22 protein-coding genes are annotated in these 22,254 nt (G+C 70.9%); 17 read left to right on the forward strand and 5 right to left on the reverse strand.

Annotated features, from left to right (window positions below; translation table 11 throughout):
- Positions 1-39: 39 nt before the first annotated feature.
- From ACIGXW_RS08865 to ACIGXW_RS08915, 11 genes are all read left to right on the forward strand, one after another.
- The gene (locus tag ACIGXW_RS08865) at positions 40-1,329 is read left to right on the forward strand and encodes a DUF6716 putative glycosyltransferase (RefSeq protein ID WP_399572475.1); all 1,290 of its coding nucleotides are present in this window, start codon (positions 40-42) and stop codon (positions 1,327-1,329) included.
- 38 nt (positions 1,330-1,367) lie between these two features.
- Positions 1,368-2,654: a cytidylyltransferase domain-containing protein gene (locus ACIGXW_RS08870; RefSeq protein ID WP_399571438.1), complete on the forward strand. Its 1,287-nt coding sequence runs from the start codon at positions 1,368-1,370 to the stop codon at positions 2,652-2,654.
- Positions 2,655-2,684: 30 nt separating this feature from the next.
- On the forward strand, positions 2,685-3,638 hold the full coding sequence (locus ACIGXW_RS08875) for an N-acetylneuraminate synthase family protein (RefSeq protein ID WP_399571440.1): 954 nt from the start codon (positions 2,685-2,687) through the stop codon (positions 3,636-3,638).
- A gap of 14 nt (positions 3,639-3,652) precedes the next feature.
- Positions 3,653-4,852, forward strand: a complete 1,200-nt coding sequence (locus ACIGXW_RS08880) for a hypothetical protein (protein ID WP_399571442.1) — start codon at positions 3,653-3,655, stop codon at positions 4,850-4,852.
- Between the two features lie 106 nt (positions 4,853-4,958).
- Complete coding sequence (locus tag ACIGXW_RS08885; protein ID WP_399572477.1) at positions 4,959-6,191, forward strand: amidohydrolase; 1,233 nt, start codon at positions 4,959-4,961, stop codon at positions 6,189-6,191.
- 129 nt (positions 6,192-6,320) lie between these two features.
- The gene (locus ACIGXW_RS08890; RefSeq protein WP_399571445.1) at positions 6,321-7,352 is read left to right on the forward strand and encodes a BMP family protein; all 1,032 of its coding nucleotides are present in this window, start codon (positions 6,321-6,323) and stop codon (positions 7,350-7,352) included.
- Positions 7,353-7,630: 278 nt separating this feature from the next.
- Entirely contained in the window at positions 7,631-9,256 is a 1,626-nt protein-coding gene (locus ACIGXW_RS08895) for an ABC transporter ATP-binding protein (RefSeq protein ID WP_399571448.1), read from the forward strand.
- On the forward strand, positions 9,253-10,359 hold the full coding sequence (locus tag ACIGXW_RS08900) for an ABC transporter permease (RefSeq protein WP_360914070.1): 1,107 nt from the start codon (positions 9,253-9,255) through the stop codon (positions 10,357-10,359). The genes ACIGXW_RS08895 and ACIGXW_RS08900 overlap by 4 nt, the downstream gene beginning before the upstream one ends.
- Positions 10,356-11,648 (forward strand): ABC transporter permease, encoded by a 1,293-nt coding sequence (locus ACIGXW_RS08905; RefSeq protein ID WP_399571451.1) that lies wholly within the window; start codon positions 10,356-10,358, stop codon positions 11,646-11,648. Before ACIGXW_RS08900 ends, ACIGXW_RS08905 begins: the two co-directional genes overlap by 4 nt.
- Before the next feature lie 11 nt (positions 11,649-11,659).
- On the forward strand, positions 11,660-12,043 hold the full coding sequence (locus ACIGXW_RS08910; protein ID WP_360914076.1) for a cytidine deaminase: 384 nt from the start codon (positions 11,660-11,662) through the stop codon (positions 12,041-12,043).
- A 95-nt stretch (positions 12,044-12,138) separates the two neighbouring features.
- A complete protein-coding gene (locus ACIGXW_RS08915; RefSeq protein WP_360914079.1) occupies positions 12,139-13,422 on the forward strand; it encodes a thymidine phosphorylase in 1,284 nt (427 codons plus the stop codon).
- Positions 13,423-13,488: 66 nt separating this feature from the next.
- Here ACIGXW_RS08915 and ACIGXW_RS08920 read toward each other — a convergent pair whose 3' ends face one another.
- A complete protein-coding gene (locus ACIGXW_RS08920; RefSeq protein WP_399571453.1) occupies positions 13,489-15,771 on the reverse strand; it encodes a DPP IV N-terminal domain-containing protein in 2,283 nt (760 codons plus the stop codon).
- 124 nt (positions 15,772-15,895) lie between these two features.
- Between ACIGXW_RS08920 and ACIGXW_RS08925 the strand changes: the two genes are divergently transcribed.
- From ACIGXW_RS08925 to ACIGXW_RS08935, 3 genes are all read left to right on the forward strand, one after another.
- Complete coding sequence (locus ACIGXW_RS08925) at positions 15,896-16,633, forward strand: TetR/AcrR family transcriptional regulator (protein WP_399571456.1); 738 nt, start codon at positions 15,896-15,898, stop codon at positions 16,631-16,633.
- Between the two features lie 94 nt (positions 16,634-16,727).
- Positions 16,728-17,603: a GyrI-like domain-containing protein gene (locus ACIGXW_RS08930; protein ID WP_399571459.1), complete on the forward strand. Its 876-nt coding sequence runs from the start codon at positions 16,728-16,730 to the stop codon at positions 17,601-17,603.
- Positions 17,604-17,716: 113 nt separating this feature from the next.
- Entirely contained in the window at positions 17,717-18,610 is an 894-nt protein-coding gene (locus ACIGXW_RS08935; protein WP_399572479.1) for a MerR family transcriptional regulator, read from the forward strand.
- Between the two features lie 13 nt (positions 18,611-18,623).
- Here the strand turns inward: ACIGXW_RS08935 and ACIGXW_RS08940 are convergent, their stop codons facing one another.
- The 3 genes from ACIGXW_RS08940 to ACIGXW_RS08950 are packed head-to-tail and all read right to left on the reverse strand — an operon-like array spanning position 18,624 to position 20,361.
- Complete coding sequence (locus ACIGXW_RS08940; RefSeq protein ID WP_399571461.1) at positions 18,624-19,541, reverse strand: DUF2867 domain-containing protein; 918 nt, start codon at positions 19,539-19,541, stop codon at positions 18,624-18,626.
- Positions 19,538-19,801 (reverse strand): DUF6255 family natural product biosynthesis protein, encoded by a 264-nt coding sequence (locus tag ACIGXW_RS08945; RefSeq protein ID WP_399571464.1) that lies wholly within the window; start codon positions 19,799-19,801, stop codon positions 19,538-19,540. Before ACIGXW_RS08945 ends, ACIGXW_RS08940 begins: the two co-directional genes overlap by 4 nt.
- Complete coding sequence (locus ACIGXW_RS08950) at positions 19,798-20,361, reverse strand: ATP-binding protein (protein WP_399571467.1); 564 nt, start codon at positions 20,359-20,361, stop codon at positions 19,798-19,800. Before ACIGXW_RS08950 ends, ACIGXW_RS08945 begins: the two co-directional genes overlap by 4 nt.
- A 334-nt stretch (positions 20,362-20,695) precedes the next feature.
- Between ACIGXW_RS08950 and ACIGXW_RS08955 the strand changes: the two genes are divergently transcribed.
- From ACIGXW_RS08955 to ACIGXW_RS08965, 3 genes are read left to right on the forward strand one after another with little or no spacing between them, the layout of a single operon-like run.
- Entirely contained in the window at positions 20,696-21,493 is a 798-nt protein-coding gene (locus ACIGXW_RS08955; protein WP_399571470.1) for a helix-turn-helix domain-containing protein, read from the forward strand.
- 8 nt (positions 21,494-21,501) lie between these two features.
- Positions 21,502-21,714 (forward strand): DUF397 domain-containing protein, encoded by a 213-nt coding sequence (locus ACIGXW_RS08960; protein ID WP_399571473.1) that lies wholly within the window; start codon positions 21,502-21,504, stop codon positions 21,712-21,714.
- Between the two features lie 4 nt (positions 21,715-21,718).
- A complete protein-coding gene (locus ACIGXW_RS08965; protein ID WP_399571476.1) occupies positions 21,719-21,964 on the forward strand; it encodes a DUF397 domain-containing protein in 246 nt (81 codons plus the stop codon).
- Here ACIGXW_RS08965 and ACIGXW_RS08970 read toward each other — a convergent pair.
- Positions 21,951-22,211, reverse strand: coding sequence for a hypothetical protein (locus tag ACIGXW_RS08970; protein ID WP_399571478.1), 261 nt, complete (start codon positions 22,209-22,211; stop codon positions 21,951-21,953). The two genes, ACIGXW_RS08965 and ACIGXW_RS08970, sit on opposite strands and share 14 nt — an antisense overlap.
- Positions 22,212-22,254: the final 43 nt, after the last annotated feature.

Below are 22,254 nucleotides of genomic sequence, written 5' to 3' on the forward strand. Positions count from 1 at the left end.
TCACGTGCTGAATGCCCGTCGCCCCCACCGCGGGTCGCCGTGCTCGCGGACTCCGACACCCGGTGGAAATGGGGGGCGCTCACCGCGCACCGGCTCGCCCCCGGCGGCCCCCTCGACGGCTACCTCCTGCGCGGGCGCGCGACCCCCACGGTCCGCCAGCTCGCCGAGGTCGGCGTCCGCGCGGACGCGCTGCGCGAGGTCACCGGCGCGGAGTTCGTCGCCGCGGCCGGGCGGGAGCGGTACGACGTCGTCGTACTGGCCTGCGTCGGCGGCGCGGTCCAGGCGATGCTGCACGGACTGGGCCACGCCTGGGCGGCCGCGCCCGCCCGGCCGGTGGTCGTCACCGGCTATGTCGGCGTCGTCTACGAGAAGTTGGCGGACGGCCTGCTGCTGCGGCACGGCGCGGACGTGGTCCTCGCCAACTCCCGCCACGACGCCGAGCGTTTCCGCGCCGTCTACGCGGGCACCGGCGCCCCGGACGACAGCGTCACCGAATGCGCACTGCCGTTCCTGGGCGGCGAGCGCTACGCCGGAGCCGCCCAAGACCGCCCGTACACCGTGGTGTTCGCCGCCCAGCCCTCCGTCCCGGAGGGCCGCGCCGACCGGACCTACCTCCTCGAACGCGCCGCCCGTCACGCCCGTCTGCACCAGGACCGTGTCGTCCTTTTTAAACTGCGCAGCAGACCCGGGGAACACACCACCCACATCGAGGAACACCCCTACCAGAAGCTGGCGGCCAAGGTCCCCGGCGGCCTCCCGCCCAACTGCCGCCTGATCTACGGCCACATGGGCGACGTGCTCGACCGCACCGACCTCCTGGTGACCGTCAGCTCCACGGCCGCCCTCGAATCCCTCCACCGCGCCGTGCCCACGGCCGTCCTCACCGACCTCGGCATCCGCGAGCCCCTGGGCAACCACCACTTCCTCGGCTCCGGCTGCCTCGCCTCCTGGGACGAGCTCGACGCCGGCCACCTGCCCGAACCCGACCCCCGGTGGACGGCGCGCCAGGGCGTCGCGGCGGACGGCACGTACGAGCACGCTTTCGACGCTGCCCGCGAGCGCATCGCGGACCTCACCGCGCGCAGCGCCCTGCCGCCGCTCGCCCCCTACTACACCGCGCGGACCGCGCCCGGCTATCTGCCCGCGATCCTCGCCCGCCACGGCTTCGACCCGCAGGGCGGCCCGCTGCCCGGGCGCGCGGCCCCGGCGCGCGAGGAGAGCGCCCTGCGCCGCGCCACGCGCAGCGCCCTGCGCGACGCCGCCCGCGGCGCGTACCGGCACGGCGTGCAGCGCGTGGCGCCCGTCATCCGCCGGATGGGCGAGCTGTGACGGCGCCCCCGACCGCACCGGACCCCGAGGAGCCCACCATGTCCGCCCCACCGGCCGTCCTGGCCGTCATCCCCGCCCGCGGCGGCTCCAAGGGGGTGCCCTCCAAGAACCTCGCCGCCGTCGGGGGCGTACCGCTCGTCGTCCGGGCGGTCCACCAGTGCCGGGCCTCGCGCCTGGTCACGGACGTCGTCGTGTCCACCGACGACCCCGCCATCGCCCAGGCGGCGCGCGGCGCGGGCGCGGTGGTCGTCCGCCGCCCGCCGGCGATCGCGGGGGACACCGCGACGAGCGAGGCGGCGGTGCTGCATGCCATGGACGCGTACGAGGCGATGTGCGACCGCACGGTGGGCACGGTCCTGCTGGTGCAGTGCACGAGTCCGTTCCTCACGACGGAGGACGTGGACGGTGTCGCTTCGGCTGTCGTCGAGGGTGGCGCGGACAGTGCGCTGACGGTGGCGCCGTTCCACGGGTTCGTGTGGCGGAACGAGGGCTCGGGCGGGGTGGTTGCCGCCGGTGGTTCCGTCGTGCCCCCCCTCCCCCAGCTACCGCTGGGGGTGCCCCCAGCCTTGCGGAACGACGGCCCACAACGGTCCGGGGCGCACGGCGTCAATCACGACAAAACGCACCGTCCCCGTCGGCAGGACCGGCCTCAGGATCTTCTCGAGACCGGTGCCGCCTACGCCATGCGCGCCGACGGATTCCGGGCCGCACGGCACCGGTTCTTCGGGCGGACCGAGCTCGTACGGACCGAGGCCGCCCGCGTGCTGGAGATCGACGAGCCGCACGACCTCGACCGGGCCCGGGCGCTGGCGCCGCTGCTCGACACCGACGGCGGCACCCTGCCCACCCGTGAGGACGTCGACGCCGTCGTCCTCGACTTCGACGGCACCCAGACCGACGACCGCGTGCTCATCGACGCCGACGGGCGCGAGTTCGTCGCCGTCCACCGCGGCGACGGGCTCGGCGTCGCCGCGCTGCGCCGGGCGGGGCTGGAGCTGCTGATCCTGTCCACCGAGACCAACCCCGTCGTCGCCGCGCGCGGCCGCAAGCTGAGCGTGCCCGTCATCCACGGCATCGACCGCAAGGACATCGCCCTCAAGCGGTGGTGCGAGGAGCGCGGCATCGCCCCCGAGCGGGTGCTCTACGCCGGCAACGACGTCAACGACCTGCCCTGCTTCGGCCTCGTCGGCTGGCCCGTGGCCGTCGCCGACGCCCATGGCTCCGTACGCGGCGCCGCCCGCGCCGTGACCGCCTCACCCGGCGGCAGCGGCGCCGTCCGCGAGATCGCCACCTGGCTCCTCGGCCCCTCGCTCTCCGCCCTCTGACAGTCCCCTCCACCTAAGGAACCGCCTCGCATGAGTCCCGCCAGCACCGCCCCGCACACCGGCATCGGCACCCGCACTCGCGTCCTCGGCAACCGCCCCGTGGGCCCCGGCCACCCCGTCTACGTCACCGGTGAAATCGGCATCAACCACAACGGCGACCTCGCCAACGCCTTCGCTCTCATCGACGCCGCCGCCGACGCCGGCTGCGACGCCGTGAAGTTCCAGAAGCGCACCCCGGAGGTCTGCACCCCGCGTGACCAGTGGGACCTCGAGCGCGACACGCCGTGGGGCCGGATGACGTACATCGACTACCGCCACCGCGTCGAGTTCGGCGAGGACGACTACCGCGCCATCGACGAGCACTGCCGGGCGCGCGGCATCGACTGGTTCGCCTCCCCGTGGGACACCGAGTCCGTCGCCTTCCTGGAGGGGTTCGACGTCCCGGCCCACAAGGTCGCCTCCGCCTCCCTCACCGACGACGAACTGCTGCGCACCCTGCGTGCCACCGGCCGCACGGTCGTCCTGTCGACCGGGATGTCCACCCCCAAGCAGATCCGGCACGCCGTCGAGGTCCTCGGCAGCGAGAACATCGTGCTCTGCCACGCCACCTCGACCTACCCGGCCCGCGCCGCCGAGCTCAACCTGCGGGTCGTCAACACCCTCATGGCCGAGTACCCCAACGTCCCCATCGGCTACTCCGGCCACGAGACCGGCCTGCAGACCACCCTCGCCGCCGTCGCCCTCGGCGCCGCCTTCGTCGAGCGGCACATCACCCTCGACCGCGCCATGTGGGGCTCCGACCAGGCCGCCTCCGTCGAACCGGGCGGCCTGCAGCGGCTCGTGCGCGACATCCGCGTCGTCGAGGAGTCGCTGGGCGACGGCGTCAAGCGGGTGTACGACAGCGAGCTGGGCCCCATGCGCAAACTGCGCCGCGTGCCCGGCGTCGTCGCCGAGGCGGGCGACCGCGAACCCGTCGCGGTCTGACGGGCGGCTCCCCGGTGACCTCACCCCAGGGGCCGTCCCCCGGCCCACCCCCCGGGGCGGCGGCCCCCACCCTGGCCTTCGTCGAGAGCCCGGTGCAGCTGCTGAACGTCCTCGAATGGGCGTACCGCACGGCCCGGCGCGACTGCGGCACGCCCGCCCCGCGCGCCGAACCGCCTGCGCTGTGCGACGGAGTGCCGCGCCAGCCGGACCACCGGGACATCACCCCGCTCGCCGGCGACCTTCTCGTCGTCGTCCTGGCCCCGCACGACCCGATGACCCGCGGCCAGCTGCGCCGGATGGCCGAACTGGCCCGCGACCAGGGCCACCGGGTGCGCTGGGAGGAGGCCCGGGGCGGCCCCGGCGCGCCCTTCGGCACCGTCGGCTCGCTGGCCGGGCCGCTGCGCCGGGCCCGCCTCGTCGTCATCGGCGACCCCTTCTCGCGCTACGTCCAGCTGCTGCTGACCCTCACCCGCGCCCGGGAGCTGGTCGTGGTGGACGACGGCACGGCGACCATGGAGTTCGTCTCCCAACTCGCCCGGGGGGAACGCCTCGTACGATGGCACCGGCGCTCCGCCCTGGGGGCGCGCGGAGTCATCTTCGCGCCGGTGGCTGCATCGGCGCGCCGGAAACTCACCCCGAACAACCGCCGTTCGGTAGAGGTCTTCACCTCGATGCCCGTCGAACCGCCACCCGGAGTGACGGTCACGGCCAACGACTTCGCCTGGACCCGCGCCACATACGGCCCGCCCCGCCTCACCCGTGGCACCGACCTCGTAGGCACCTCCCTGGTCGAGACCGGCGTGGTCGACCCTGAGCGCTACCTCGACGCCGTCGCCGCCCTCGCCCGGGCCCACGGCGCCACCCGCTACTTCGCCCACCGCCGCGAGAGCGCCGACAAGCTGCGCCGGATAGCCGCCGCGGTGGGCCTGGAGATCGTCCGGCCCGAGCTGCCCCTGGAGCTGGTCGCCCGGCGCGGCCCCATCGGCCGCACCGTCCTCAGCTTCCCCTCCACCGTCGTGCACACCCTGCCGCTGGCCCTGGCAGGCACGGGGGTGAGCGTCGCCGTCTGCGACATCGACCCCACCTGGCTCACCGAGCACGCCTCGCCCCGCGCCGAGGGCTTCCTGGCCGGAGTCACCGGCAGCGCCCGCGACGTACGCCGTCTGTCCCGGATGCCCGTTCCGACGCCGCGTGTCGCCGAAGGTACGCCGTAAATACGGGTCATACCCGTCGGCAGACCCATCCATGCGGCTGAACTTTTCTTGATTGAGGGACAGTTGCCCCATTCGGGGCTCTAACCTTCGCAGGGTGAATCATCTGATGCCCTGCGAAGCCGACCCCGAAACCGTCGAAGGTGATCTGCCCGGCGTGCTCCCCTCCGGACTGAGCGCCGAACTCATCGCGTTCCGGCGGGACTTGCATATGCACCCCGAGCTGGGGAACCGCGAGTTCCGCACCACCGCGGCGGTTCGGGCGAGGCTCGAGAAGGCAGGGCTCAGACCGCGCACGCTCACCGGTGGCACGGGGCTCATCTGTGACATCGGCCGGGACGGCGCCTCGTACGCCACCGCCGGCCGGCCGGTGCTCGCCCTGCGCGCGGACCTCGACGCGCTGCCCATCCCGGACACCAAGACCGTCCCGTACCGCTCGACGATCCCCAAGATGGCCCACGCCTGCGGCCACGACGTCCACACCACCGTCGTCCTGGGCGCGGGCCTGGTCCTGGCGGACCTGGCCGAGCAGGGGCTGCTGCCCCACCCCGTCCGGCTGATCTTCCAGCCCGCCGAGGAGGTGCTGCCCGGCGGTGCGCTGGACGCCATCGAGTGCGGGGCGCTGGACGGGGTGGGCCGGATCCTCGCGCTGCACTGCGACCCCAAGGTCGAGGTCGGCAGGATCGGGCTGCGCACGGGCGCCATCACCTCCGCTTGCGACCGGCTGGAGGTCACCCTGGCCGGGCCCGGCGGTCACACCGCCCGCCCGCACCTGACCACCGACCTGGTGACGGCCGCCGCCCGGGTCGCCACCGACGTCCCCGCGCTGATCGCCCGGCGCGCCGACGCCCGCTCGGGGCTCTCGGTCACCTGGGGACGGCTGGAAACCGGCCACGCCCCCAATGTGATCCCGCAGCACGCCGAGCTCTCCGGCACGGTCCGCTGCCTCGACCTGCACACCTGGCGCGAGGCGCCCGACCTGGTGCACGCCGCGGTCGACGAGATCGCCACCCTGCACCGCGCCAAATCGGAGATCAACTACATCCGCGGCGTGCCGCCCGTCGTCAACGACGCCGAGGTCACCGGACTGCTGCGACGTGCCATGACGGCGCGCCGGGGGCGGTACGCGGTGGAGGGCACCGAGCAGAGCCTGGGTGGCGAAGACTTTTCGTGGTACCTGGAGCACGTGCCGGGTGCGATGGCCCGGCTCGGGGTGCGGCCCGTGGGGGATACGACCCCCCGTGACCTGCATTGCGGTGATTTCGACGTCGACGAGGAGGCCATCGCGGTCGGCGTGGAGCTGTTCACGGCCGCCGCGCTGCTGGATGGCAACCGAATGTAGGCAATGTGGTCAAGTCTGGTTAACGACGAATCGATAACGGCTTGCAGGCACCCCTTTTATCTGCATCTACGCGCGTTACGATTCCGGCGACCAGCGCCAACGGAGGCGCTTCGAGTGAAGGGGCCCCTCGTGCGCCGGGTATCCACTATCGCTGTCGCGGGCATCAGCACCGCGGCTCTCGCATTCACTCTCACCGCCTGTGGTGAGTCCTCCACCGAGTCGGGCGACTCCAACGCCAAGGGCGTCGGTCTCGCCTTCGACGTCGGCGGCCGTGACGACCACTCCTTCAACGAGTCCGCCGCCCGCGGTGTGGACAAGGCGGAGAAGGACCTGGGCGTGAAGTCCAAGATGATGACCGCCAAGAACGGCGAGACCGAGGCCGACCGCGAGCAGCGGCTGAACTCCCTCGCCGAGGCGGGCTACAACCCGGTCATCGGTGTGGGCTTCAACTACTCCAAGTCGATCGAGAAGGTCGCCAAGGACTTCCCGAAGACCACCTTCGCGGTCGTCGACTCGGTCGCCCCGGGCAACAACATCGACAGCATCACCTTCGGTGAGCACGAGGGCTCCTACCTCGCCGGTGTCGCCGCGGCCCTGAAGTCCAAGAGCCACAAGGTCGGCTTCATCGGTGGCGTGAACAACGCCCTGATCCAGAAGTTCCAGGCCGGCTTCGAGCAGGGCGCCAAGGACACCGACTCCAGCGTCGAGGTGTTCTCGGAGTACCTGTACGCCAACAACGACAAGGGCTTCAACGACCCGGCGGCCGCCAAGGAGAAGGCCAAGGGCATGCTGGACCGCGGCGCCGACGTGATCTACACCGCGGCCGGCCTCTCCGGCAACGGCTCGATCGAGGCCATCTCGGGCCAGAAGGGCGCCTGGGCGATCGGCGTCGACTCCGACCAGTACCAGCAGCCGGGTCTGGACAAGTACAAGGCCTCCATCCTCACCTCCGTGGTGAAGAACGTGGACGTGGCGGTCTTCGACCTCATCAAGAGCGTCAAGGACGGCAAGCCGCTCACGGGCCCGCACGCCTACCTGCTCAAGGACGGCGGCGTGTCGCTGGCCACCTCCGGTGGTCAGATCGACGACATCAAGGAAAAGATCGAGGCCGCCAAGAAGAAGATCGCGGACGGCGAGGTCAAGGTTCGCACCGCCCCGTGATCACAGGCCGGTGCTGACCGGCCCGTAAGACCTGCGGGCCCGGCGGCAAGGGAACTCCTTGCCGCCGGGCCCGCACATACTCCCCCAGCTACCGCTGGGCGGTGCCCCCTGTCAACGCTACGCGCGTAGCGTTCCATTGACGCGTGTAGCGTCGCCTCCTGCCCAGCCGGACCCCTCCGTTCCCCCGCACGGCCCAATCCGGCCCCCGCTCCCTTCTTCTCCGAGGAGAGTGCGCCATCAAAGCGTCCACCAAAGAGTCCAGCAGTACCGCCCACGCGGTGGAACTCGCGGGAATCACTAAGCGGTTCCCCGGCGTCGTGGCCAACCACGACATCCACCTCACCGTGCGCCGCGGCACCGTCCACGCCCTCTGCGGCGAGAACGGTGCCGGCAAGTCGACCCTGATGAAGATCCTCTACGGCATGCAGAAGCCGGACGAGGGCACCATCACGCTCGACGGCGAGCAGGTCACCCTGCACACGCCCGCCGACGCCATCTCCCGCGGCATCGGCATGGTGCACCAGCACTTCATGCTCGCCGACAACCTCACGGTCCTCGAGAACGTCGTCCTCGGCGCCGAGAAGCTGTACGGCATCGGCAACAAGGCCCGCGCGAAGATCAAGGAGATCTCCGACGCGTACGGCCTGGGCGTCCGTCCCGACGTCCTCGTGGAGGACCTCGGCGTCGCCGACCGCCAGCGCGTGGAGATCCTCAAGGTTCTCTACCGCGGCGCCCGCACGCTGATCCTCGACGAGCCGACCGCCGTCCTGGTCCCGCAGGAGGTCGACGCGCTGTTCGACAACCTGCGCGAGCTCAAGGCCGAGGGCCTGACGGTCATCTTCATCTCGCACAAGCTCGGTGAGGTGCTCTCCGTCGCCGACGACATCACCGTCATCCGCCGCGGCACCACCGTCGGCACGGCGATCCCCAGCGAGACCACGCCCAAGCAGCTCGCCGAGCTGATGGTCGGCGAGGAGCTGCCCTCGCCGGAGACCCGTGAGTCCACGGTCACCGACGTGCCGATGCTCACCGTCGAGGGCCTGCACCTGTCGGCCACCGACCCCGACGGCGTCGTGCGCGCGGTGCTCGACGGCATCGCCTTCACCATCCACAAGGGCGAGGTCCTCGGCCTCGCGGGCGTGGAGGGCAACGGCCAGGCCGAGCTCGTCGAGGCCATCATGGGCATGCGCACCCCCGACGGCGGCACCGTCACCCTCGACGGCGCCGACATCACCGACGCCCCGACGCGCAAGCGCCGCGAGGACGGCATCGGGTACATCCCCGAGGACCGCCACCGCCACGCCCTGCTGCTCGAGGCGCCGCTGTGGGAGAACCGCATCCTCGGCCACGTCACCGAGAAGCCCAACAGCAAGAAGGGCCTCATCGACATCAAGGCCGCCCGCGCCGACACCGAGCGGATCGTGCGCGAGTACGACGTGCGCACGCCCGGCATCGACGTCACCGCGGCCTCGCTGTCCGGCGGCAACCAGCAGAAGCTGATCGTCGGCCGTGAGATGAGCCACCTGCCCAAGCTGCTCATCGCCGCGCACCCCACCCGCGGCGTGGACGTCGGCGCGCAGGCGCAGATCTGGGACCAGATCCGCGAGGCGCGCCGCGAGGGTCTCGCGGTTCTGCTGATCTCCGCCGACCTGGACGAGCTGATCGGGCTCTCCGACACCCTGCGGGTGATGTTCCGCGGCCGCCTGGTCGCCGACGCCGACCCCGCGACGATCACGCCGGAGGAGCTGGGCTCGGCCATGACCGGTGCCGCGTCCGGTCACCTGGAGCACCAGGAGGGGGCCGAAGCCCCCGAGGACTCCACCGAGGAGTCCGCGTCGGACGAGACGTCCGACAAGAAGGCCGACAAGAAGTCCGAGAAGAAGGAAGGCGGTGACGCGAAGTGAAGAAGTTCGACAAGGACAAGCTGATCCTGGGTCTGGCCGCCCCGGTTCTGGCGATCGTGGCCGCGCTGGCCATCACCTCGATCATCATCGCCGCCACCGGCCAGGACCCGTTCCACGCCTACGAGGTCATGGTCGACTTCGGCTCCAAGGCGGACAGCCAGGTCTGGATCATCAACAAGGCGACGCCGTACTACCTGTCGGCGCTGGCGGTGGCCATCGGCTTCCGCATGAACCTGTTCAACATCGGCGTCGACGGCCAGTACCGCATCGCGGCGTTCTTCGCCGCCGTCGTCGGTGGTGCGCTGGCGCTGCCCGGCATCATCCAGATCCCGGTGATGATCATCGTCGCGATGATCGTCGGCTCCATCTGGGCGGGCATCGCGGGTCTGCTCAAGACCACCCGCGGCGTCAACGAGGTCATCAGCACCATCATGCTGAACGCCATCGGCGCCTCGATCATCGGTTACCTCCTGCAGGACGGGCGGCTCGCGGAGAAGGAGGGCAACCTGATCCACACGCCCTACCTGCCCGACTCCGCGCACTTCTTCGAGATCCCGACCACGCCCAAGCCCATCTACGGCTTCGTCGTCGTCGCGGCCCTCGCGGGCGTCGCCTACTGGTTCGTCCTCAACCGCACGCGCTTCGGCTTCGACCTGCGCACCGTCGGCCGCTCCGAGTCCGCGGCCCAGGCCAGCGGCGTCAGCGTCAAGCGCATGGTGATCACCGCGATGGTGCTCTCCGGCGCCATGGCCGGCCTCGTCGGCATGCCGACCCTGCTCGGTGTTTCGTACAACTACGGCACCGACTTCCCCACCGGCATCGGCTTCACCGGTATCGCCATCGCGCTGCTCGGCCGCAACAACCCCATCGGCATGGCCCTGGCGGCCCTGCTCTGGGGCTTCCTGGAGCGCACCGGCACCCAGCTGGAGTTCGAGGGCTACGCCCAGGAGATCGTCGGCGTGATCCAGGGCGTCATCGTCCTGTGCGTCGTCATCGCCTACGAGATCGTGCGCCGCTACGGCCTCAAGGTCCAGCAGCGCAAGGTCGGCGAGGAGCTCGCCGCCCAGGCCCGTAAGAGCGACAAGGCGGAGGCCTCCGCATGAGTACGACCTTCACCGCTGCGCTCGCCGACCGGCTGAGCGGCAAGAACAAGGACACCAAGGGGCGCCGCAAGCTCTCCTACCCCGTCGTCCTGCTGATCATCGCGGGCGCGCTGCTGCTGCTGTCCGCGCTGCGCATCATCACGGACGCCGGTGACCTCACCTCGTCCGGCCAGTGGAGCGGCGCCCTCGGCGCCGCCGTGCCGATCGGCCTCGCCGGCCTCGGCGGTCTGTGGGCCGAGCGCGCGGGCATCGTCAACATCGGCCTCGAAGGCATGATGATGCTCGGCACCTTCAGCGCCGGCTGGATCGGCTGGCAGCACGGCCCGTGGGCGGCCGCCCTGGCGGGCGTCGTCGGCGGCGCCCTCGGCGGTCTCATCCACGCCATCGCCACCGTCACCTTCAATGTCGACCACATCATCTCCGGTGTGGCCATCAACATCCTGGCGCTGGGCTTCACCCAGTACCTGGCCAAGATGTGGTTCGGTGCCGAGGGCAGCGCGGCGCAGCAGGCGGGCGGCAACGACAAGCAGTCGCCGGTCATGGAGAACATGGGGCACTTCTCGGTCCCCGGCCTCTCCGACTGGCTGAACTCGATCGAGAAGCACCACTGGTTCTTCGTCTCCGACGTCGCGGGCATCCTCGACGGCCTCGTCTCCGACGTCTCCTGGCTGACGATCGTCGCCGCGCTGCTGTTCGTCGGCACGTTCTTCGTGCTGTGGCGCTCCGCGTTCGGTCTGCGCCTGCGTTCCTGCGGTGAGAGCCCGGTGGCCGCCGAGTCCCTCGGCGTCAACGTCTACACCTACAAGTACGCGGCCGTGCTCGTCTCCGGCGCCCTCGCGGGCCTGGGCGGCGCGTTCCTGGCCATCGGTACGCACATGTACTCCGACGGCCAGACCGGTGGCCGCGGCTACATCGGTCTCGCCACGATGATCTTCGGTAACTGGCGGCCGGGCGGCGTGGCCATGGGTGCCGGCCTGTTCGGCTTCATGGACAGCCTCCAGCTGCGTGCGGGCGGTCCGACCGTCCACGCGCTGCTGCTGCTCGTCGCGGTGCTGCTGGTCGGTCTGGCCCTGTGGCGCCTGAAGGCCGGCAAGAAGAAGGCCGCGGTCATCAGCGGTGTCGTCGCCGTGGTGCTCGTCGCCTGGTACGCGCTCACCACGACCGTGCCGCTGGAGTTCGTCGACGCCACGCCGTACGTCGCGACGCTGCTGGTCCTCTCGCTCTCCGCGCAGCGCCTGAGGCCGCCGAAGGCCGACGGACAGCCCTACCGGAAGGGTCAGGGCAAGTAGTGAGCTCTTCCGTGAACTGGGAAGACCTCCGTGCGCAGGCCCGGGACGCCATGTCCCGGGCCTACGCCCCGTACTCGGGCTTCCCCGTCGGTTCCGCGGCCCTCGTCGACGACGGCCGCACCGTGACCGGCTGCAACGTGGAGAACGCCGCCTACGGCGTCGCCCTGTGCGCCGAGTGCGGCATGGTCTCCGAGCTGATCGCCACCGGCGGCGGCCGGCTGACGCACTTCACCTGCTGCGACCGCCACGGCAACATCCTGATGCCGTGCGGCCGCTGCCGTCAGCTGCTGTGGGAGCACGGCGGCCCGGAGCTGGAAGTGGACACCACGACGGGCGTCCGCCCGCTGTCGGAGCTGCTGCCGGACGCGTTTGGGCCCGCCGACCTGAATCGTTGAAGATGTCCCTAAGCGCCGGACGGGCTGAAGTTTCAGCCCGTCCGGGTCACTTTCCGGACCCGGGAAGACCTGAGGACTACGAACCTAAGGAAAATGTGCTGATGGACGCCATTTCCGTTATCCGCACCAAGCGCGACCGCGGCCGTCTTACCGACGAGCAGATCGACTGGATCATCGACGCGTACACCCGCGGTGAGGTCGCCGACGAGCAGATGTCCTCGCTCGCGATGGCGATCCTCCTCAACGGCATGGACCGTGCGGAGATCGCCCGCTGGACCGCCGCGATGATCAAGTCCGGCGAGCGCATGGACTTCTCGTCCCTGCCCATGCCGACCTCGGACAAGCACTCCACCGGTGGCGTCGGCGACAAGATCACCCTGCCGCTGGCCCCGCTCGTCGCCGCGTGCGGCGCGGCCGTGCCGCAGCTGTCGGGCCGCGGCCTCGGCCACACGGGCGGCACGCTCGACAAGCTCGAGTCCATCCCGGGCTGGCGCGCCCTGCTCTCGAACGACGAGATGATGGACGTCCTGCGCAACGTCGGCTCCGTCATCTGCGCGGCCGGCGACGGCCTGGCCCCGGCCGACAAGAAGCTCTACGCGCTGCGCGACGTCACCGGCACCGTCGAGGCGATCCCGCTGATCGCCTCCTCGATCATGTCGAAGAAGATCGCGGAGGGCACCGGCTCGCTGGTGCTGGACGTGAAGGTCGGCTCCGGCGCGTTCATGAAGAACATCGCCGACGCCCGCGAGCTCGCCTCCACCATGGTCGGTCTCGGCACGGACCACGGCGTCAAGACCGTGGCCCTGCTCACCGACATGTCCACCCCGCTGGGCCTGACCGCGGGCAACGCCCTCGAGGTCCGCGAGTCGGTGGAGGTCCTGGCGGGCGGCGGCCCGGCGGACGTCGTCGAGCTCACCATCGCCCTGGCCCGCGAGATGCTCGACGCGGCCGGTATCAAGGACGCCGACCCGGCGAAGGCCCTCGCCGACGGCTCCGCCATGGACCACTGGCGCCGCATGATCATCGCGCAGGGCGGCGACCCGGACGCGACCCTGCCGGTGGCCCGCGAGCAGCACGTCGTCACGGCCTCGGCCTCCGGCGTCCTCACCGCGCTCGACGCCTACGCCGTGGGCGTCTCCGCCTGGCGCCTGGGCGCCGGCCGGGCGCGCAAGGAGGACCCGGTGCAGGCCGGTGCGGGCATCGAGCTGCACGCCAAGCCGGGCGACACGGTCACCGCGGGCCAGCCGCTGATGACCCTCCACACGGACACCCCGGAGAAGTTCGACTACGCCCTGGCCGCGCTGGACGGCGGCGTCGAGATCTCCCCGGCGGGCACGGAGTTCACCCCGAACCCGATCGTGCTGGACCGCATCGCGTAAGCGAAGCAGGCCCCCGAGGAAAGCCCCCGCCCCCCGCGCGGGGGCTTTCCCCGTTTTCCGGGCCGGTCAGCCGAAGACTTCGGCCACCAGCTCGAGGTCGAACGGGGCCTGGGCGAGCCGGTAGCCCTCCGGCGGCTCGACGCCCAGCAGGTGGCGGACCAGGAAGTCCCACCGCCGCCGGGTCACGTAGTGCTCGTAGCCGAGGAAGAGGTGCTCCGCGCCCGGGACGATCAGCATCTCGAAGTCCTTGTCGGCGGATATGAGACGGTCGACCAGCCGCATCGTCAGATGGGGGTGGACGTTGTCGTCCATGCCGCCGTGGACCAGGAGCAGCTTGCCCTCCAGCCGGTCGGCGATCTCCACGTTGGACGAGCGGGCGTACGCCTCGTCGTCCGGGCCGTCATAGCTCTCGGCCCACGCCAAGAGGTAGTTTCGGTTCTCGTGGTTGCCGGCCTCGGAGACGCCCACCTTGTAGACCTCGGGGAAGGCGCACATGGCCCGCACGGTCGCGAAGCCGCCGCCCGAGATGCCGAAGACGCCCACCCGGTCGAGGTCCATCCAGGGCCGGTCGGCGGCCAGTTGCCGCAGCGCGGCGACGTGGTCGGCCATGCCGCCCGCATCGCCCAGGTGCCCGAACGAGGCGTCGTGGAACGCCTTGTCACGGCCCGGCGTCCCGCGTCCGTCGACGGCGACGACGACGAACCCGAGCGCGGCCACCGCCTCGGCGTCAGGCCCGAACGGCCCGGGGTCGAAGGACGCGGACACCCGCCGCATGTGCGGGCCGGGGTAGGGGTGGTCGATGACGGGGTAGCTCTTGTCGGGGTCGAAGCCGTGCGGCCGGTACAGCACGCCGTAGACGTCGGTGAGGCCGTCGGCCGCCTTGACCCGGAAGTGCTCCGGGGGCGTCCAGCCCGTGGCGGTCAGCCCGCTGATGTCGGCACGCTCCAGCTCGACGAGCACCCGCCCGTCCCAGCCGCGCACGGCGATCGAGGGCGGCGTGTCCGTCGTGGACGCCGAGTCGACGAAGTAGCGGCCGCTCGGCGGCACGACGACGACGTGATCCAGGTCGTCGTCGGTGATCCGCTCGAATCCCGATCCGTCAAGCCCGGCGCGGCACACGGACCTGCGGTACGGGTCGGCCGCCACCAGCCCGGAGGCGACGAAGTACACCACCCTTCGTTCCTCGTCGACGTGCAGGATCTCCTGCACCGCCCACTGGCCCGAGGTCACCTGCCCGCGCGCCTCGCCGGTACGGGCGTCGTACAGATACAGGTGCCCCCAACCATCGCGCTGCGAGTACCACAACGCCTCGTCCCCGCCGGAGAGCACGCGCACCATGGGGGCCTGTGCCATGAGCTGGTTGGGCTCGACCCGGGTCTCGCCGCTCTCGGTCAGCACCGTGCTCACCTCGCCGGTGGCGGCGTCGAGCCGGTGCAGGCTCAGGGTGTGCACGTCCCGCGACTGGCTCAGGTAGTACACCGCCGAGCCGTCCTCGGCCCACCAGGCCCACTTGGTCGTGATCGGCGACATGAGCGGTATCGGCTCCGGCTCGGTGCGCGCCGGAACGGCCTCGCCCGTCGCCACGTCGAGGATGACGAAGCTGCCGAGCGGAAGCCGCTCGTCGCCGGGGAACGCGTACCGCTGCGTCAGCAGCCGTGGCGCGCCGCCGTCGCCCGGCATGGCCTCCACCAGGTGTGTGGTGCGCACCTCGCGCATGTCGGTGCGGTGGGTGAGCACGCGCGTCGAGTCGGGCGACCAGGCCAGGGCGGGCGGTAGATGGGGTATCCCGACCTTGTTCAGCAGGACGGTGGGGGAGAAGGGGCTCGTCCCATAGGCGTGGTCGGCTTCGCCGTCGGTGGTCAGGACCCGCTCGCGCCCGTCCTCGTTGGAGCGCACGCACAGGTCATGGCCGCGCAGGAACACGGCCTGCTTGCCGTCGGGGGAGGTGACGTCCAGGAACCCGCCGGCCACCCGCGGCTCGGCCTTCTCGCATACGTAGGTGTCGAGTGAGCACCGCCAGCGGGCGTCGAAAGCGTCGAACTCGACGGCGCCGTCGGAGGGTTCGATGGCGGCGAAGGGCAGGGCGGCGGCGTCGACGTCCTGCCCCGAGGCGGCGGCGAGGGCGGCGGCCAGGCGCTCGTGGTCGAACGCCGGCTCCCGGAGGCCGGCCGCCGGGTCGACGAAGATGAACCGCCGGCCCGTCGCGGTGTCGACGGTGTACCAGAAGCGACCGTCGTCGCCGGTCCACTGCGGCTTGACGCGGCCTCCGCGCACGAGCTGCGCACGGTTGTGCCGCAGCAGTTTCTCGGCGGTCCGGTAGGCGGAGACGTCGAGGCGTTCGGTGTTCATGAGATCCCCCGGGACGTAATGCGCACGCTGTACGCTTGCTTGCGAACACTGTACGCAGAGCGGAACGGTGTTCGCAATCCCCTCGGGGGGTGGGCTAATCTGGCCAGGACGGAGAGGAGCCGCCATGACGGCCGATGACCAGCCGATTCCCTCGGTCTGGACCCGCCCGCCGCGTGAGCGGCGCGAGCAGCCCGCGCTGAGCCGGGACCAGATCGTGGCCGAGGCCATCCAGTTGCTCGACGCCGAGGGGCTCGAGGCTCTGAGCATGCGCAAGCTCGGCACCCGCTTGGGCGCGGGCGCCACGTCCCTCTACCGGCACGTGGCGAACAAGGACGAACTGATCGAGCTGGTCCTGGACGAGGTCTACGGCGAACTGCGCCTCCCGGCCGTCGACGACAAGGGCGACTGGCGCGAGGTCACCGCCGAAGGCGCCCACGCCATGCGCGCGATGATCCTGCGTCACCCCTGGCTCGCCTCCGTGCTCGGCCAGGTCGGCACGGCCTACCTCGGCCCGAACCTCATGCGGCTCACGGAGGACATGCTCACCCTGATGGAGTCGGCGGGCTTCACCCTCAAAGAGGGCGAAAGCGCCATGACCACCGTCTTCTCCTACGTCATCGGCATCACGAGTGCCGAGGCCGCGATGATGACGATGCTCACCCGCAACGGCCGCACCGAGACCGAATGGGCCCAGCAGGCGATTCCCGCCGCCCAGCGGGCCGTCGCGTCCTACCCGCGCCTCAGCGCGCTGTACGCGGAGTACGCCGGTAAGGACCCCAAGCAGACCCGCGACGAGGACTTCGCCCGTGGCCTCGACCGCATCCTCGACGGCCTGGCCGCCGCCCGCGGCGACAAGCGCTGAGCACCCCTCCGCACCCGACCGGGCCGGGCACAGGATGTCGGGTCGGGCAGGGCGGTCCCTTCCTAACGTGGTGATCGAAAGGAAGGAGTCCGCAGTGCTGGAACGGCTGAACCAGGCCATGGACCACATCGACGCCCACCTCGACGGGCAGATCGACGCGGCCGACCTGGCGCGGATCGCGGTGACGTCGGAGTACCACTTCCGGCGGCTGTTCTCCGCGCTGGCCGGGATGCCGCTGTCGGAGTACGTGCGGCGTCGGCGTCTGACCGTCGCCGGTGCCGAAGTGCTCGCCGGCGAGCGGACGCTGCTGGAGATCGCGGTGCGCTACGGCTACGCCTCGGGGGAGGCGTTCGCCCGGGCGTTCCGCACCCTGCACGGCATCGGCCCCGGCGAGGCCCGGCGGACCGGCGCGGCCCTGCGGTCCCAGCCGCGGATGTCCTTCCGCCTCATCGTCGAAGGGAGCAGCAGCATGCGATACCGGGTCGTACAGAAAGAAGAGTTCCGCGTGGTCGGCAAGAAGGCCCGCGTCCCCCTCGTCCACAAGGGCGCCAACCCCGCGATCGTCGAGTTCGTCAAGGGCATCGACAAGGAGACCATAGGGCGCATCACGGCACTGTCCGACCAGCAGCCGGAGGGCATCGTCGGGGTGAGCGACGACCTCGACCCCAGCCGGGCCGAGGGCACCGAACTCACCTACTATCACGGCGTGGTGACGTCCACCGCGATGTCCGACGTTCCCGCTGACCTGGACGCGCTCGCCGTTCCGGCGGGCACATGGGCCGTCTTCGAGACCTCCGGCCCGTTCCCGCAGGAACTCCAGAACCTGTGGCGCGACGTGTTCACCCAGTGGTTCCCCTCCAACCCGTACCGCAGCAGGCCGGGCCCCGAGATCCTGCGCGTCCGTCCCTCACAGGACTGGACAGAAGCAGAAGCGGAGCTGTGGATTCCGGTGGAGCGGACCGCAGCCTAACCCCCCAGGGCATCGGACGATGACGCCCGTCGGACGGTCACGGGGCCGCCCGACGGGCATCACCTAGGCTTTGACCGACCCAGGGGGAGGTTCACGCCTTGTTGTCCGACGGCATGTGGAGCATCGGAGAGCTCGCCGAGCATGCGGGCGTCACCGTCAAGACCGTCCGCTTCTACTCCGACCGCGGCCTGCTGCCCGAGGCCGTCCGCAGCTCCGGCGGCCACCGCCGGTACGGGCCCGAGGCGCTCGACCGGCTCCGCCTGATCCGTTCGCTGCGCGGCCTCGACCTGCCGGTCCCGGACGTGGGCCGGGTCCTCGAACAGGAGGACGCGCTGGAGGACGTCATCGCGGGGCAACTGCGGGAGCTCGGCTCACAGCTGGCCGCCCTGCGCTGGCGGGAAGCAGCCCTCCAACTACTGCAGGACTGCACCCCCGCCGAGCGCGCCGACCGGCTGCGTCTGATCGGTGGCATCACCACTCCGCCCAGTACGGCACCGCTGGCGCGCTTCTGGCGGGGCTGGCTGCCCGCGCGGCTGCCGGCCCGGGTGGTGTCCTCCATCATCGAACTGGCCGTTCCGCAGCCCCCGTCGGATCCGACCCCCGCCCAAGTCCTGGCCTTCGCCCGGTTGCACGCCTTCGTCGCCGCCCCCTGTCCCGGCGTCGACCAGCCCCAGCCCGCGATCCACCAGCCCGACAAGGGCTACCGCCCGGCCCTCGTCTACGAAGGTCTCCTCGAGGCCTACGCGCTGGCGTCGGCCCACATGCGGGCGCAGCGGGCACCGCACGAGGGCGAGGCGCTCGACTGCTTCGTCTCCGTCTACGCCCAGTCGTGCGGGACCCGGGACACCCCCGCCTTCCGCCGCCGGCTCAGCGGCCAGCTCGCCGCCGACCCCCGCCTCGACCACTACTGGCAGCTCACCGCCGAAGTGACCGCGTCGACGGATCCGACCCCCGGCGCCGCCCACGACTGGCTCTGCGCCGCCCTGGACGTCCAGACCGCCCTTTGACGCCGGAGGCGTCTCACCCGGTGGCCACCCGGGCGTAGGCCGCCCGTTCCGCAGCACTCGGCGCGGCGAGCGCCAGACGGCGGTGGGTGCGCCGCAGCATCAGGCGGGCCATGAACGGGTGGACGCGGGAGACGGCCGCCCAGTAGAGCCGTCCGCGCAGCTTCGGGTGCACGCGTACGACCGAACTCAACGTGACGCGCCGGGCATCCCCGTCCACCAGGAGCGACGCGCGGAAGTCCAGGTGCCCGGCGTCCTCGCCCAGCACGACCTCGCGCTCCGCCCGGTCCGTGACCGGTATGCCCCGCAGCACGCCCTCCCAGGCCGCCGGGTCGAGCGGCATGCCCGGGGGCAGGTCCATCGCGTACGCGTCCCGGTAGTCGGCCCGGTCGAACCAATCGATGGCCGTACGGACCAGCCGGGCGTTCTCGGGGAACGCGACCGGGACGGGCCTGTCCCACAGGAGCCGGTTGAGCAGCCGGACGCGGGGCGACCAGCGGACCGGGCGGGCCAGAGTGCCCGTCGCCGCCCGTTCGAAGTTGTCGAGCATCTCCTCGACCACCGTGTCGTGCAACGGACGCACGACGGCGTGCCACCGGAGCAGCCGCGCTCCGCGCATGTCCGCCTCCAGGACGTGGCTCACCCGGCAGCGTTCGTCGTCGAGCGGCTCGACCGTCATCTCGTGAAAGCCGGTGCCCGACGGCGTGAAGTCGAAGCGGACGCGCCGCCCGGGCTCGTACGCCGTGACGCTGTAGCGGATCGGGCCGTGGCCGCCGGTCGCACCCACGCCCAGCGGCCGGTCGAAGCGCATCGGCGGCCAGGCGGGCACGGGGAAGACCGGGTCGTCGTCGGCCGACAGGCGGTCGAGCAGCGCGCCGACCGCGGCGGCCGGGGCGTGGACGGTACGCACGTGGACATTGCGGATCACGCTCATGACGTCCTCCAAGGAGGTCCATACGCTGACGTACGGTCAACCATACGCCTGCGTACGGAGGTGGCCGCGGCCAGGTCCGCCGCTTCCCGCTCCCGTGCGGACGGGGTCACGGCGTGGGGCAGGCCCGCGGGCCGCACGGCGCCGTAGTCCGTGAAGCGCCGCGTCCCACAACGGTCGCAGTGCGCCTCGCCTGCCGTGTGGGTCCAACTAGCTGTGTGCGCACAGTGGTTCACCAGGCGCCCCGCCGCGTAGCCGGTCACCGTGTGCGCCTGAGCAGGTGGGCGTCACGGAAGTGGCTGCGTACGGCTACGGTCGCGTCCACCACGGCGTCCTTGACGCCCCCGGCCACGGCTTTGCGCCGCGCCGATTCGAGTTCCGCGCACTCGGTGCAGGAGGCCGGAGAGCGGTCCTTCGCGGGGCGCGTGCCCAGCAGGAACCACATGGCCTTGCCGGGCCCGGGCCCGTGCGTGCACACGCCCCACGCGTCCGCGCCGCGATCGATGAGCAGCAGGCCGCGCCCGCCTTCGTCCTCGGGCGGGGGCGTCGCGTGCCGCCGTACGGGGAGGCCGGAGGCGCCGTCTTGCACGAGTACGCGCAGGTGGCCGCGGCCCGTCCACTCCGCGAAGAGGGTGACCGGGGTCGTACAGCCCTTCGCCAGGCAGGCGTTGACCGCGTTCGTCACCGCCTCGGAGGTCAGCGCCACGGCGGTATCGGTCAGCTCGGTCCTGCGGACCGCCGCCAGCATGGTCCGCACCGTTTCGCGTGCCGCGCGGACCCATGCGGGGTGGGGTGGGAAGACGAGGGAGCAGGTTGTCGTCATGGCGACTCCTGGGGTGGGGGTGCCGAGGCGGCGCGACCGGGTTGCGGTGTCTTTGCTCGTGCCAACTGGCGTTGGGCTGAGTGCACTTCCGCTGGGCCGCAGGGGCCGGGTGGGTTGCGTCGACGCTATGGGCAGCCGTGGGGAAGTCACAACTGTGTACGCGGGAGTCCCCTCGCAAGAGTGACGCGCGGATGACTCGGTGGACCGGCTGATGCCGGAGCGACAAACTGCGCGCACGCCCACACGGAGGAGGAACATGCCGCCAAGAACAGCCCCGAGTGAACGGCAGCGACGGCTGGGGGCAGAGCTGCGCAAGCTGCGCACCCGAGCTCGGATGTCCGGTGACGACGTAGCCGCGCTGCTCGATGCGGATCGGTCCCGGGTCAGTCACATCGAGGCCGGCCGGGTCGATGTGCCGCGGAACGGGTTGTACAAGTTGCTACGCGCATATGGATGCGAAGGCCCGCTGTTCGATGCCCTGATGGCGATGGCTCACGATCGCGGGAAGGGTTGGTGGGACGGGTTCAAGGATGTTCTGGAGCGCCGGGCGCTCGATCTGGCAGAACTAGAGTCAAGAGCGACCAGCATCCAGGTCCACGAGCCTGCGGTTATCCCAGGGATGCTGCAGACCGAGGACTACGCGCGAGCCGTCATCTCAACCATCGAGGTTGATCACCAACACCTCGACCGGTGGGTGGAATTCAGACTGGAACGGCAGCGAGTGCTGGCTGGACTTCAGGCGTATCACGCGGTCATCCACGAGTCGGCACTGCGCATGCGAGTCGGTGACGCGCAGACGATGAGGAGACAACTCCAGAGGCTCATCGAAGTCGCTCGCATGCCCCAAGTGACGCTGCAGATCTTTCCGTTCGAGAAGGGGCCGTACTCGCCCCACAGTCGTTCTTTCGTTCTCTTCGGAGGCCCGACCCGCGAGCTGCACACTCTCTATCGGGAGCACCCAACCAATGCCGACTTCATCGGGGATGGCATCCGCATCGCCCAGTGCGTAAGAATGTTTGAGCGACTGACCTCACTGGCCCTCGCCCCTGTCGACCCGGCGGCTGCTCCTGAGGCTCTGGGCACCCGGGACTCGCTGAGTCTGCTCCAGCACGTCCTCTATGAACTGCGATAGGTAGCGACATGTCTCAGCTTCAATGGCGAAAGTCATCGTTCAGCACTGGTGCGAACAACGACTGCGTCGAACTGGCCCCAGCTCCCGGCGGTCTCATACGCCTCCGTGAGAGCGACCGTCCCGCCGACGTCTTAACCACCGCCCCCGCCACCCTCGCCACCCTCCTCACCGGGATCAAGGAGGGGTGGGTCGTGCCGCATCCTCAGCAGCTCGGTAGGTAGCCAGATGTCTCAGCTCGAATGGCGCAAGTCCTCACGCTGCACGGGGGGAGACGGCGAGTGCGTCGAAGTCTCCACCAGCCCCGGCGGCCTCATACGCCTCCGTGAGAGCGACCGCCCCGCCGACGTCTTAACCACCACCCCGTCGGCCCTGGCCACCCTCCTCACCGGCATCAAAGCCGGGCGGGCTGTCCGGCGAGTCGGCCAAGCCGCCGGACAGCCCCCGAGGACCGGCCGGGTCACACGTAGGTGAACTCCACGTCGTTGCTTCTCTCGCCGTCGCCGACGGCGACGACCTGCACGGTTCCCTCACCCGCGGGGACCGTGACGTCGAGCTCCGTGTGGCCGTCCGGGTAGCTCTCCTCGTACCAGTCGTTCTGGCTGAGCTCCTGGTCTCCCCAGAGCACCGTGGTGACGGTATCCAGTTCCCCGCTGATGGTGATCCACTCCTGGCCTTCCTGGCCTTGGGGAGGATTGATGCTGTCGATGTGCAGGCTCATCGCTGCGCCCTTTCGACGTGGGACTCTCATGGACGAGACGTCG

Source organism: Streptomyces sp. NPDC053079, assembly GCF_044546695.1.
Taxonomy (GTDB): Bacteria; Actinomycetota; Actinomycetes; order Streptomycetales; family Streptomycetaceae; genus Streptomyces.